The sequence below is a fragment of the Streptomyces durmitorensis genome, from assembly GCF_023498005.1.
Taxonomy (GTDB): domain Bacteria; phylum Actinomycetota; class Actinomycetes; order Streptomycetales; family Streptomycetaceae; genus Streptomyces; species Streptomyces durmitorensis.
Map to the genome: position 1 here is coordinate 589,676 of NZ_CP097289.1, position 12,529 is coordinate 602,204.

Annotated in this window: 13 protein-coding genes; 6 read left to right on the forward strand and 7 right to left on the reverse strand. The window is 69.9% G+C overall.

All coding sequences use genetic code 11. From position 1 onward, the window contains the following. Positions 1-19: 19 nt before the first annotated feature. The 4 genes from arfA to M4V62_RS02510 form a co-directional block, all read right to left on the reverse strand. On the reverse strand, positions 20-1,540 hold the full coding sequence (gene arfA / locus M4V62_RS02495) for an arabinosylfuranosidase ArfA (RefSeq protein ID WP_249585532.1): 1,521 nt from the start codon (positions 1,538-1,540) through the stop codon (positions 20-22). 52 nt (positions 1,541-1,592) lie between these two features. After that, positions 1,593-2,480, reverse strand: a complete 888-nt coding sequence (locus M4V62_RS02500; protein ID WP_249585533.1) for a carbohydrate ABC transporter permease — start codon at positions 2,478-2,480, stop codon at positions 1,593-1,595. A gap of 2 nt (positions 2,481-2,482) precedes the next feature. After that, positions 2,483-3,391, reverse strand: coding sequence for a carbohydrate ABC transporter permease (locus M4V62_RS02505; RefSeq protein ID WP_249585534.1), 909 nt, complete (start codon positions 3,389-3,391; stop codon positions 2,483-2,485). An 83-nt stretch (positions 3,392-3,474) separates the two neighbouring features. After that, complete coding sequence (locus M4V62_RS02510; protein ID WP_249585535.1) at positions 3,475-4,842, reverse strand: extracellular solute-binding protein; 1,368 nt, start codon at positions 4,840-4,842, stop codon at positions 3,475-3,477. 252 nt (positions 4,843-5,094) lie between these two features. Between M4V62_RS02510 and M4V62_RS02515 the strand changes: the two genes are divergently transcribed. Continuing rightward, positions 5,095-6,111 (forward strand): LacI family DNA-binding transcriptional regulator, encoded by a 1,017-nt coding sequence (locus tag M4V62_RS02515; RefSeq protein WP_249585536.1) that lies wholly within the window; start codon positions 5,095-5,097, stop codon positions 6,109-6,111. Between the two features lie 200 nt (positions 6,112-6,311). Then, positions 6,312-7,103 (forward strand): NAD(P)H-dependent oxidoreductase, encoded by a 792-nt coding sequence (locus M4V62_RS02520; protein ID WP_249585537.1) that lies wholly within the window; start codon positions 6,312-6,314, stop codon positions 7,101-7,103. Here the strand turns inward: M4V62_RS02520 and M4V62_RS02525 are convergent. Both M4V62_RS02525 and M4V62_RS02530 read right to left on the reverse strand, forming a co-directional pair. Continuing rightward, on the reverse strand, positions 7,092-7,829 hold the full coding sequence (locus M4V62_RS02525; RefSeq protein WP_249585538.1) for an ABC transporter permease: 738 nt from the start codon (positions 7,827-7,829) through the stop codon (positions 7,092-7,094). The two genes, M4V62_RS02520 and M4V62_RS02525, sit on opposite strands and share 12 nt — an antisense overlap. 42 nt (positions 7,830-7,871) lie before the next feature. Then, positions 7,872-8,756: an ABC transporter ATP-binding protein gene (locus M4V62_RS02530; protein WP_249585539.1), complete on the reverse strand. Its 885-nt coding sequence runs from the start codon at positions 8,754-8,756 to the stop codon at positions 7,872-7,874. A 173-nt stretch (positions 8,757-8,929) separates the two neighbouring features. Between M4V62_RS02530 and M4V62_RS02535 the strand changes: the two genes are divergently transcribed. From M4V62_RS02535 to M4V62_RS02545, 3 genes are read left to right on the forward strand one after another with little or no spacing between them, the layout of a single operon-like run. Continuing rightward, positions 8,930-10,093, forward strand: coding sequence for a sensor histidine kinase (locus tag M4V62_RS02535; RefSeq protein ID WP_249585540.1), 1,164 nt, complete (start codon positions 8,930-8,932; stop codon positions 10,091-10,093). Beyond that, the gene (locus tag M4V62_RS02540; protein ID WP_249585541.1) at positions 10,090-10,692 is read left to right on the forward strand and encodes a response regulator transcription factor; all 603 of its coding nucleotides are present in this window, start codon (positions 10,090-10,092) and stop codon (positions 10,690-10,692) included. Before M4V62_RS02535 ends, M4V62_RS02540 begins: the two co-directional genes overlap by 4 nt. 49 nt (positions 10,693-10,741) lie before the next feature. Beyond that, complete coding sequence (locus M4V62_RS02545) at positions 10,742-11,203, forward strand: aromatic-ring hydroxylase C-terminal domain-containing protein (RefSeq protein WP_249585542.1); 462 nt, start codon at positions 10,742-10,744, stop codon at positions 11,201-11,203. On the opposite strand, the gene M4V62_RS02550 is transcribed toward M4V62_RS02545, so the two are convergent. Beyond that, positions 11,200-11,835, reverse strand: coding sequence for a TetR/AcrR family transcriptional regulator (locus M4V62_RS02550; protein WP_283779065.1), 636 nt, complete (start codon positions 11,833-11,835; stop codon positions 11,200-11,202). The two genes, M4V62_RS02545 and M4V62_RS02550, sit on opposite strands and share 4 nt — an antisense overlap. A 94-nt stretch (positions 11,836-11,929) precedes the next feature. Here M4V62_RS02550 and M4V62_RS02560 point away from each other — a divergent pair, with 94 nt between their 5' ends. Beyond that, positions 11,930-12,487: a GNAT family N-acetyltransferase gene (locus M4V62_RS02560; protein WP_249585544.1), complete on the forward strand. Its 558-nt coding sequence runs from the start codon at positions 11,930-11,932 to the stop codon at positions 12,485-12,487. Positions 12,488-12,529: the final 42 nt, after the last annotated feature.

The following is a 12,529-nucleotide window of genomic DNA, read 5'->3' on the forward strand; positions in this document are numbered from 1 at the left end:
CTCTGAACTACCGCCGCCCTCAGCTCACTTGGGGCGCGAGCCGGATGACGTTCCAGGAGACCGGCGGCAGTTCGGCCGCGAGCGCGCCCTCGGCGGTGATGTGTGTGCCGGACGAGCGGCGCGGCACCACCCGGTCCGGTTCCGCCTCGGTGTTGACCGCGTCCGGGTCCTGGTCGGAGAGGACCAGGTGCTCCACGACGCGGTGACCGGCGGCCGCCCCGCGCAGCGCGGCCTCGAGGCGCAGCGGCTGCTCCTGGTCGCGGTTGACGGCGAGGACGGTGAGTGCGCCGCTCTCCTCGTCGTGCGTCACCACGGTGTCGAGGGTGGACACGTCCCCGTACTGAGGCGTGTCGATGCGGGGTCCGGTGGCGTCCGTGCGCAGCACGCGGCCGGTCGCGAAACGGGCCGCCTGGGCGAACGGGTGGAAGGTGGTCTGGCGCCAGCTCGCGCCGCCGGGCTCGGTGCGGATGGGTGCGATGACGTTCACCAGCTGGGCGAGGCAGGCGATGGCCACCCGGTCGGCGTTGCGCAGCAGCGTGATGAGCAGCGAGCCGACCACGGCGGCGTCGGTCACGCTGTACGTGTCCTCGATGAGGCGAGGTGTCTCGGCGGTCTCCAGGTTGCGCTCGCCGGGGAAGCGGGCGGCGTACCAGACGTTCCACTCGTCGAAGGAGAGCTTGATGTGCTTCTTGGCGCCCCGCACCGCACGGACGTGGTCGGCGGTCGACACCACGTCGCGGATGTACTGGTCCATGTGCGCGCCCGAGGCGAGGAAGCTGGCGCGGTCGCCGTCGAACTCCTCGTAGTAGGCGTGCAGGGAGAGGTAGTCGACCTCGTCGTAGGTCTGCTCCAGGACCTCCCGCTCCCAGGTGCCGAACGTGGGCATCCGCGAGTTGGAGCTGCCGCAGGCGACCAGCTCGATGGACGGGTCGACCTGGCGCATCGCCTTTCCGGCCTCGGCCGCGAGCCGCCCGTACTCGGTGGCCGTCTTGTGGCCCGTCTGCCACGGCCCGTCCATCTCGTTGCCCAGGCACCACAGCTTCACGCCGTGCGGGTCGCTCACGCCGTGCTTGACGCGCAGGTCCGACCAGGCGGTGCCGCCCGGGTGGTTGCAGTACTCGACCAGGGCTCGGGCGGCGTCGATGCCGCGCGTGCCGAGGTTCACGGCCATCATCGGGTCGAGGCCCAACTGACGTGCCCAGCCGAGGAATTCATTGGTGCCGACCCGGTTGGTCTCGATGGAGCGCCAGGCCAGGTCGAGCCGGCGCGGACGGTCGGCGACCGGCCCGACGCCGTCCTCCCAGTGATAGCCGGAGACGAAGTTGCCGCCGGGGTAGCGCACGAGGCCGGTGCCCAGTTCGCGTACCAGCTCGGCGACGTCGCCGCGGAATCCGTCGGCGTCGGCGGTGGGGTGCCCGGGGTCGTGGATGCCGGTGTAGACGCAGCGTCCCATGTGCTCGACGAAGGTTCCGTACAGGCGCGGGTCGACGTCGCCGACGCTGAACTCGGGGTCGATGACGAACCGTGCGGTGTGCGGCATGTTCGGGTGCCTCTCTCTGTGGTGCGGTGTGCTGAATCGGACAGGGGGTGTGCTATTTGAGGCCGGTGCCTGCGATGCCCTCGACGATGCGGCGCTGGAACAGCGCGAAGACGGCGAGCAGCGGGATCGCGCCGAGCACGGCGGACGCCATGAGCTGGGCGTAGGGCACGCCGAACACGTCCTGGACGGAGGTGAGTCCGACGGGCAGCGTCATCATCTCCGGGTCGGTCACCACCAGCAGGGGCCACAGGAAGTTGTTCCAGACACCGACGAACACGAAGATCGTGACGGCCGAGACGGCCGGCCGGGAGATCGGCATCACGATCTGCCAGTAGGTACGCAGCCAGCCCGCGCCGTCCGCGCGCGCCGCGTCGATCAGCTCCCGCGGGATCCCGTCGAAGAACTGCTTGAAGACGAACACCGCCACGACATTGGGGACTTGAGGCAGTACGACACCCCAGTAGGTGTTCAAGAGTCCGGCCGACTGGAGGGCGAGGAACTGCGGGATCATCAGGACCTGGCCCGGGATCATGATCCCGGCGAGCAGCATCACGAACGCGGCCCGGCGCATCCGGAAGCGGGTCTGCGACAGGGCGAACGCGGCGAGCGACGCCATGACCACCGTGAGGACGGTGGTGAGGATCGAGGTGATGAAGCTGTTGGCGTACCAGTAGGGCAGCTTGCCCGCGTCGAATATCTCCCCGTACGCGTCCAGGGTCGGATGCGCGGTGAACCATCCCGTCGGGTTGGTGACGACCTCCTGGGCGGGTCGGATCGACGTGGCGAGCGCCCACGCCAGGGGGACGAGCCACAGCAGCGCGAGGGCGATGAGCGTGCCGAGTGCCACCCGGTTGAACAGGCGCTCCGAGTCGCGGGGGCGGGCCGGAGGGGCGCTGGTGCCGCGCTGTCCGGTCTCGGGGCGCGTGGCGATGGCGGTCATGGTCAGCTCTCCTTCTCGGCACGGCGTACGAGGGCGAACCAGACGAGGGAGACGAGCAGGATCACCACGAACAGCAGCAGCGACACGGTCGATGCGTAGCCCACGCGGCCCTCGACGAACCCGGTGTCGTAGATGAGCTGCAGCGAGGAGCGTGTGCTGCCGTCGGGGCCGCCCGCGGTCATCATGTAGATCTGGTCGAAGACCTTCAGCGAGGCGATGACCTGCAACACCGTCACCAGTGTCGTCGTACGGCCCAGCATCGGCACGACCACGTGACGGATCCGCTGCCAGGGTCCTGCCCCGTCGATGGCGGCCGCCTCGTGCACCTCGCGCGGCACGTCCTGCAGACCGGCCAGGTAGAGCACGAAGTTGAAGCCGATGGTCCACCACACCGTGGCCGCCGCGATGGAGATCATCGCCCAGTCCGGGTCACCGAGCCACGAGGGCGGGGTGTCGACGCCGAACCACTTCACCGCCTCCTGGGCCAGGCCCAGTTGATCGGCGTAGATGAACATGAAGAGCAGCGAGACGACGGCGGAGGGCAGCACGAACGGCGCGAAGAAAGCGAACCGGAAGAACCAGCGGCCGCGCACGAACCGGTCGGCGAGCAGGGCCAGGGCCAGGCTGAGCAGTACAAGCGGCACGGTCGTCAGGACCGTGAACCACAGCGTGTTGCGCAGGGTCCGCCAGAACTCCGCGTCGCCGAGCACCGCCGTGTAGTTCGAGAGGCCCGCGAAGTCACCGAGGCCGCTCTTGAGCAGGCTCGTCTCGAAGAACCCGGCGACCACGGTGTAGATGAGCGGCCCCACCAGGAACACCAGGTAGAAGAGGGCGAAGGGCAGCAGCATCCCCGGTCCTGCCCAGCGGTCGCCTCTGCTGGACGTCGGGGTTGGGGCGGTCGTCGTGGCCACGGTTCGGCCTTTCGGTCAAGGCGTACGGGATCCAAGGGCGCGTGGAACAAGGGGGGTTGGGCGACGGTCGCGGGCGGCCTCGCTCACACGGGAGCGGGGCGCGACGCCAGGGTGCGCAGGTCTCGGCGCAGGCGTGCGGCGCCGGCCGTGGGGCTGGTCTCGCCGGTGAACACGGACGTCACCGCGTCACCCACGACGTTCTGCATGGTGCTGCCCGCGCCGCCGTACCAGGCGGCCGGGTCGTAGACGGCTCCGTCGGCGGCCGTGGCGTAGTGCGACTGCGGCACCAGTTCCTTGTACGCGCGCGATCGCTGCGTCGGCAGCCAGGCCGGGACGTGGCCGCCCTCCGCCCACAACTTGCTGGAGTGCAGCATCGAGGCGATGAACCCCAGGGAGAGATCGAGGCGTTGGGCCTTCTCGTCGGGTGCCTTCGGGAGCACCAGTGCGTGCGAGTCGGCGGCGCAGGCGTAGGGCGCGTCCTTGAAGATGCGCGGCAGGGGCCGCATGTCGAACTTCACCTTCGCCGACCGGACCGCGAGCGCCTGCCAGACGCCGTCCATCAGGAATCCGGCCTTGCCGGTGGTCAGCAGCGTGATGGCGCCCTTCCCGTCGGTGTTGGCGGGGATCACCTTCTCCTGGCTGAGGCGGCGGATGTACGCGAGCGCCTCGGCCGCGGCAGCCGTGTCGACGACCACCCGCTTGCCCTGGTCGGCGACGAGGTCCCCGCCTCCGACCTGCCGGTACAGCGACCAGAAGAGCCGGAACTGCATCGAGGCCTCCTTCACCGAGGCGATCGAACCGCCCCAGGCGCCGGTCACCTCCTTCGCCGCACGCAGCGCGTCGATGAACGCGTCGGGTCCGTCCACGTCCACCAACTGGCCCTGCCCGTCGAGCAGTCCGGCCTTCTCTGCGATGTCCGTGCGGAAGAAGAGCACGAAGGGGTGCGTGTCGAGCGGAACGGCGTGCGGCGCCCCGCCGAACTGGGACTTCCGCCACGGCCGTGCGTCGAACTTGTCCTCGGTCAGCCCGTGCCGGGCCAGGTCATCGGTGCGCAGCTCGGTCAGCAGCCCGGCCTCGGCGAGCGTGGGCAGCTTCGACAGATGGACCACCGCCACCTGCGGCGGCCGGTCGCCGAGCGTGGAGAGGGTCAGCTTCGTGTAGTACGGGTTGCCCCACAGGAACGTCGCCGATTTCAGTTCGGTCGACCGGTGCGCGGCCCGGTAGGCGTCCTGCATCGCCAGCATCCGCTCGCCGTCGCCGCCGGTGAACGGGTTCCAGAAGTTGAGCCGCGACGGCGAGGGCGCGCCGCCGGTGAACCCCTGCGCGAGCGTGCTGCCGCAGCCTGACGCGGTGAGCGCGGCGGCGCCGGCCGCACCGAGCGCGATCCCTCCGCGCAGCACACGGCGGCGGGACGGGGCGGGCGGCGACGGGGTCGGTATGCGGTCCCGCATGGGCATGCGTCCTTCCACGGCGGACAAGGCGAGTACGAGTGCAACGTTGGAATGCTCGGCGACGGCAACCGGATTGCGTGGCTGCCCGCTGCGTTTACAACGTTGTACTCAGCTGGCAATACGACGTCAACACCTGGGCCCGCATTACCTGTTCACGCACTCGAAGGATCCCCATCACCCCTCACCGGTTACAACGTTGGACCATGACGTACGCTGCTGCTGTCGGGGGAGGTCAGGGGGAGGGAGAACACCGTGGCAGGCACACGCCTGAAGGACGTCGCGGAGCGCGCCGGAGTATCGATCAAGACGGTGTCCAACGTCGTCCGCGGCGAGACCCGAGTCGCCGACCGGACACGCGAACGCGTCCTGCGCGCCATCGCGGACCTCGACTACCAACCCAACGCATCGGCACGCCACTTGCGCACAGGACGCAGCGGCATCATCGCGCTCGCCGTCCCCGAACTCGTCGCGCCGTACTTCGCCGAGCTGGCCGCGCAGGTCATCGCCGCCGCGAAGAAGCGCGGCTGCACCGTGCTCATCGAGGACACCGGGGGCAGCGCGGACGAGGAACTCCGCATCGCCTGCGGGCTCAGCGACCCGCTCATCGACGGCGTCCTGCTCAGCCCGCTCCGCCTCGACGAGGAGGCACTCGCCGCCCGCGAACGCCGCGTGCCGCTCGTGCTCCTGGGAGAGCGGTCGTACGAGATCCCCGCCGACCACGTCCTGATCGACAACTCGGCGGCGGCGCGCGAGGCCACCGACCACCTCCTGTCCCTCGGCCGACGCCGCGTCGCCGTCATCGGACAGCCCTCGGGGCCCGCCCATGCGACGACGGTCCAGCGCATGCACGGCTACCTGACCGCGCTGCACGCGGCGGGCGTCCCGCACGACCCTCAACTCGCCCCGGACACAAGAACATTCACCCGAGCCGAGGGCGCGAACGCGATGCGGGCGCTCCTGGCGCTCGACGACCCGCCGGACGCCGTCTTCTGCTTCAACGACCTGCTGGCCTCCGGCGCGCTGCGGGTGGCGCACGAGCACGGCCTGCGCGTCCCGCACGACGTGGCCGTGGCCGGATTCGACGACGTGGAGGAGTCCCGCTACAGCGTGCCGACCCTGACCACCGTCGCCCCGGACAAGCGAGGAATCGCGGAACTGGCCGTGGACGCACTGCTGCGCAGGATCGACGCCGGAGCGATGGCCCCGCACACGCGGCTCACCGCGGGATACGAGCTCGTGGTGCGGGAGAGCACGCGCGCGACGGGCTGAACCGCCTCACGGCGGCGGGAATCAAGCCGACCCCCGACGCCGTCCGGGTGGTCAACCCTCACCCTCACGCTCACCTTGAGGGTGAGACGTCACTCGATGCGCCCAACGAAGACACCCCGTAGCACCATGGCCAGATCCTTGCACTCCCTGGCCATCTGGCCACTCGTCCCCCCGCCGGGCAGCAGCGGAGGATCGACGGCATGAAGATTCTTTGGGTATTCGCTCACCCCGAACCGCAATCCCTCAACGGCTCCTTGCGTGACGACGGGATCCGGGATCTGCGCGACCTCGGGCACGAGGTCCGCGAGTCCGATCTCTACGCCATGGACTGGAAGCCCGTGGTGGACTCCGGCGACTTCCACCGCGAAACGGTCGACCGGCTCCTGGTCGGCGCCGAGCAGGAGCACGCCTACAGCACGGCCAAGCTGACCGACGACATCACCGCCGAGCAGGAGAAGATCGCCTGGGCCGATGCGCTGGTGTTCCAGTTCCCGCTGTGGTGGTTCGGACCGCCCGCCATCCTCAAGGGGTGGTTCGACCGGGTCCTCGTGCAGGGCTTCGCCTTCGGGCTCCAGGACGGCTCCGGGCGCACCCTGCGGTACGGCGACGGCGGCCTCGCGGGGAAGCGCGCCATGGTCATCACCACGGTCGGCGCGCGGGAGTCGGGCTTCGGGCCACGCGGAATCCACGGCCAGCTGGACGAGGTCCTTTTCCCACTGCTGCACGGCACGTTCTGGTACACGGGGATGGACGCCTTGCCGCCCTACGTCGTCTACGGCGCCGACCGCCTGACCCCCGCCGACTACCGCACCCGCGCAGCCGAACTCCGCGAGCGACTCCGCACGCTGCCGGTCACCGAACCACTCCCCTACCGCCACGAACACCGCGGCGACTACGACGACGCACTCGTACTGCACCCGGAGATCGAGCCGGCCCTCACCGGCGTCGCGGCACACCGATCACGGACAGAAGGAGTTCCGTCAGCGGCTTGAAGCCGACGCGCATCGCGGTTCCCAGCGGAAGAGCCGGGAGGCCAGCGCGACGGACACGACGACCCAGGCCAGTGTGGGCAGCAGCAGCGGCAGGGACTCCGTCACGGGGACGCCGCCGTTCCAGGCGTTGAGTACCAGTTCGGTGGCCGAGCCGCCGGGGAGCAGCCGCTTGAGCAGGGTGAGCTCCTCGGTGCCGGTGATGGCCACCCAGTTGACGACGGCGATGGCGCCGAGGCTGACGGGCAGGGTCGTCACCTGGGCGTGCTCGGGGGAGTTCGTCAGGCCCGCCGTGGCGAGGCCAAGGGCCAGCATCATGATCAGCGTCGAGAGGACCGCCGCCGCCAGGAGGAGGACGTTGTCCGGCTCACCGGCGACGACGGCCAGCACGGCGAGGATCACGGTCACCTGGACCAGCGCGAGGGCGGTGACCGGGAGCGTCAGCCCGGAGAGAATGCTCGCGTCGCCCGCCGGGGTCGAGCGCAGCCGCTTGAGGAAGAGGGTCTGTCGGCGCGAGGCGAGCGTGGTCACCGTGGTGGCGTAGAGCCCGAAGGCGGCCACGGTGAACATCACCACCGCCGCGATGTATCCGAGGCTGCGCAGGTCCGCGAAGGTTTCGTGCTGGTGGACGAAGAACGCGCAGGCCGCTACGGGAATGATGAAGCTGTTGAGCAGGATCAGCCGGTTCCGGAAGATCTGGGTGAGCTCGCTCAGAGCGATGGAGAGCATGGTGAAGGTCCTCTTCTGGGAAGTTCCGGGAGTGGGAGCGGGCTACGCGCTGCCGATGGCGCGGAAGACGTCGTCGAGCCGAGTCGGTCCCGCTTCGAGCTCCCGCAGCTCCACCGCGTTGGCGTGCGCCCAGCCGAGCAGGAGGTGGAGGTCCTTCTGCAGGCAGAAGGTCTCAACGAGGACCTTCCCGTCGCTCTCGCGCTTGGCCCGCAGCGGAAGCGCAGGCGCGGTGGCGGGCAGGAAGAAGCGGATGGCGGCAGGCAGGGTCCGCGTCAGCTCGGCGACGGTCCCTTCCTGGTGGAAGGCGCCCTGGTGCATCAGCCCGATGCGATCGGCGCGCTGCTGGGCCTCTTCCAGGTAGTGCGTGGTGAGCACGATGGTGGATCCGTCTTCGCGCAGTTTCTCCACGGCGTCCCACAGAGCGTCCCGGGACTGGATGTCCAGGCCGGTGGTCGGCTCGTCCAGGAAGATCAGCTCGGGGTTGCCGTACACGGCGGTGGCGAAGTCCAGGCGTCGCTTCTCACCGCCGGAGAGCTGGGAGACCTGGGTTCCGGCCTTGTGCGTGAGGTCGACGATGCTCAGGACGCGTTCGACGCGGTCCCTGCGCTGGGAGAGGCTGCCGATCAGGCGGACCGATTCCTTCACCGTCAGGTCCGGTGAGAATCCGCTCTCCTGCAACATGATGCCCATCCTGGGCCGCACGGCGCGCCGGTCCCGCGGGCTCTGCCCGAAGACCCGCACGGTGCCCGACGTGGCCGTACGGTGGCCTTCGACGGTCTCCAGGGTCGAGGTCTTGCCGGCGCCGTTCGTGCCGAGCAGGGCGTAGAGCTCCCCCTTCGCCACCTGGAAGGACAGGTCTTTCACGGCATGGAAGTCGCCGTAGTTGAGGTTGAGGCGTTCAACGTCGATGACGGGTGTCGAGGTCATGCATCGATCTCAGCCGTCGTCACGCCCGTCCGGCAGGGGCGTGGTGTCACCACTGCGCCATGACATTCCTCGGGGTGAAGGCATGACGCGGTGTCACTGGTGACAGCCCCGGAGCCGGAAGAATACTGCGGGCAGACCCTGCTGATCGATCCCGGCGACCCGGAGACCCACGTATGGAGACCACGGCCACGGCCGAGCACGCCCGGACGACGCAGGGACGGCTGCGCAACGTCAACCTCACCATGTTCATCCCGCCGCTCGTCGTCGTAGGAGCGGTCCTTGTGGCGATCGATGCCCGGAGCTGGTGGGAGGCCGCCGTCCTGACCCTGGGCGTGGTGGCGGGCCTGGTGATCGTCGAGCGGTGGACGGCAGGCGACACCAACCGCGTCGCGCTCCCCTGCCTGATCATCACCGCCGCCGTGTGGCTGATCGGCGTGCTCGTGACCGACAGTCGCACGGCGTGCTACGGCATCACGATCGTGGGCCCGTACTTCATCTCCCAGCTGCCGCGCCACCGCGGCGCGGCCACCCTGGGCCTTGGCACCTTCATCGCCGCGGTGGGCGCGGCGAAGCTGCTCCAATCGCCGGACGATGTTGTCGGCACCTTGATCGTGTACGTCCTCCTGCCCACCGGCATCACCCTCGCGGCGACCGGCCTCATGTTCGTCAACCAGCGCTTCTACAAGGTCATCGAGCAGTCGCGGGAACGCGAGGCGGAGCTGGCGGTCGTCCGGGAACGCATGCGCTTCGCCAGCGATCTGCACGACATCCAGGGCCACACGCTCCACGTGGTGAAACTGAAGATCACGCTGGCCGAGAAGCTGCTGCGCAGCGACATCGGGCGCGTGGAGGAGGAACTGCGGGAAGTGCACGCACTGGTCAGCGACACCATCACCCAGACCAAGGAACTCGCCTACGCACAGCGGCGGCTCAACCTCTCCGTGGAGCTGGAGAACGCGAAGAACCTCTTCGAAGCCGCGGGCATCCGCGTACGCGTCAACCGCGAGGCCGATGTCGACGTCGACGAGCGAGTCAACGGCCTGCTCGGCCAGGTTCTCCGCGAGACGACGACCAACATCCTGCGCCACGCGCAAGCCACGCGGGTGCGCATCACGGTCTCGGAATCGGGCATCGCGATCACCAACGACGGCGCCCCCGAGACTCCTCTTCCCGCCCTCGGCGGACTGGCCGCACTCAGGGAACGAGTGGGCGCAAGCGGAGGCGAGCTGACGGTGGAGCAGAAGGACGGGCGCTTCCTCACGGCCGCGGACTTCCCCTTGCTTTCCTCGCCTCCCTCGGCGGCGCGGCCCTCCGCCGCGCGGGAGGGCGACCGATGACCAGCGTGGTGCTCGCCGACGACGAGGCCCTCCTCCGTAAGGCCCTTGCGGCACTGCTGACGCTCGAAGGCGAGATCACCGTGCTCGCCGAAGCGCAGGACGGCGCCTCGGCCGTCGAGGCCACCTTGCGGCACCGGCCCGACGTACTGGTCATCGACCTGGAGATGCCCGGTGTGGACGGCCTCGGCGCCGTCGCGGAGATCCGCCGTGTGCAGCCGGACCAGGTGATCCTCATGCTGACCCGCCACGCCAGGCCCGGAGTGCTCCGCAAGGCCCTGAAACTCGGCGTCCAGGGCTTCGTCAGCAAATCGGCGGAACCCGCGCACATCACGGCGGTCATCAACACGCTGCACGAGGGCAGGCGTTGGATCGACCCGGACGTCTCCGCGCTCGCCGTCGTGGACGACTGCCCCCTCACCGACCGGGAGATCGACGTCCTGCGGGTGACGGGTGACGGCTACTCGGTCGCCGAGATCGCCATCCGTCTCCGCCTGGCGCAGGGCACCGTACGCAACTACCTCTCGAACGCCATGCAGAAGACCCAGACACGCACCCGGCACGACGCGGCGCGTTACGCGCGTGAGCACGACTGGCTCTAGGGCGCGCGCAGGCGGCGGGCCCCGGCGCGCCATGTGGATCGCTGCACCAATGTGGTGCACCGAGTGGCCACCGTTCAACCGCTACGACCTGGGCAGCGCGCACCCGCTCGTCGGCAGCACCGCCCCCGACTTCCGCGCCGACCACGCACTGCGGCGTGCGGCGTGCGGCGTGCGGCGTGCGGCGTACGGCGTGCGGCGTGCGGCGTGCGGCGTGCGGCGTGCGGCCAAGAACTGGGGCGACCGCATCCGGTACACGGCAGGACCGGCGCGCGACGGCCTCGGATTCGCTGCCGTACTTGTGCGTCCCGACGGCGTCGTGGCCTGGGCGAGCGGTGAGGCCCTGGAACCGGACGCGTTCGAGCAGGCCGCCGCCCACTGGCTCGGCAGCCCGCAGAACCAGCCCGGAGCGCCGTGCCCCTGTCGGCTTCACCTCGGCGGGCCCGGCAAGGTCCTCAAGTTCAAGTGGGACGAACTCCATGCCCGGATCGGCGCGCCCATCGAAGATGACTAGCCGACCTGCCCGGAGGCACCTGTCCCCCCGCCGCCCATCCCCGCCAGGTACTCGTCGACCAGCGCGATCTGCCGCTCGGCGGGGAAGTCCTGAGGCGCGAACAGCGCCTGGACGACAAGGCCGAGGACGAAGCTCTGGGCCGCCGCAGCGGTGTCATCGGCCCGTGGGCCGGGCGGTAGTTCGCCCAGCTCCTGGGCCTCGGCGATGTGCCGGGCCTTCCGCTCGCGCGCACGGCGGTAGCGCTCGGCGTGCTCCCGCGCCAGCTCCGGGTCGGCGAGCGCCACGTCCCAGGAGGCCACCCAGATCCGGTTGCTCGCCGCGCTCTCCGCGTCCAGCGGGAGGATGTCGAGCAGCGTCGCCCGCAGCATCACAAGGCCCGATGCCGCACCGGCCCGCTCCGCCGCCGGGCGCGGGCGGTCGGCCGAGCGCCGGTCAAGTACCTCCAGGGCGTGTCGCAGCAGGGCGCGCTTGCTGGGGAAGTAGTGCGTCAGCAGGCCGGTGGTGGCCCCCATCTCCGCGGCGACCGCGCGCAAGGTAAGGCCGCCGAAGCCATGGGCGGCAAGGACTCGCCACACCGCCTGGGAGACCTCGGTCCTGCGGGCGTCATGGTCTGTACGGGCCGGGGGCGTCATAGCCGTTAGAGTACATACCCAACGTTCGTTACGTACCTGGTGCGTGGCGCCCGACACCGCTCCCGCCCAGCCGGACAACCGCATAGGACCAGCCATGTACGCCATACCGCTGACCGAGAATGCCGAGCTCCGCACGCTGGAGCCCTGGCAGGACGCCGAGTTCCTGGCCCACATCGACCGGGCCCGCTCCCACACCGACCCCTGGATCCCCTGGGCCTCCCGCTCCACCGATCTGGAGTCCGCCCACGCCACCCTCCAGAGCTACGCGGACAAGCAGGCCGCCGACGCCGGACGGATCTACGGGATCTGGCGGGACGGCGTCCTGCTCGGCGGCGTGATGTTCGTGCGGTTCGACGCGAAGTCCGGCACCTGCGAGATCGGCGTCTGGGCCGAACCGGCAGGCGAGGGGAACGGCTTGATCAGCGCCTCGGTCCGGCACTTGCTCGCGTACGCGTTCGGCGAGCGCGGCATGCACCGCGTCGAATGGTGGAACAGCGCGGGGAACGCCCGCAGCCGTGCCGTCGCGCAGCGGATGGGCATGCACCTGGACGGCACCTTGCGCGAGCAGTCCCTCTACAAGGGGGTCCGCCATGACATGGAGATCTGGTCCCTGCTCGCGCACGAGTGGAGCGGCGAGCCGAAGTCCGCGTGACGTGCCCGCCTCAGGGCGCGCGGCGGTCCTGCTTCAGGGGCG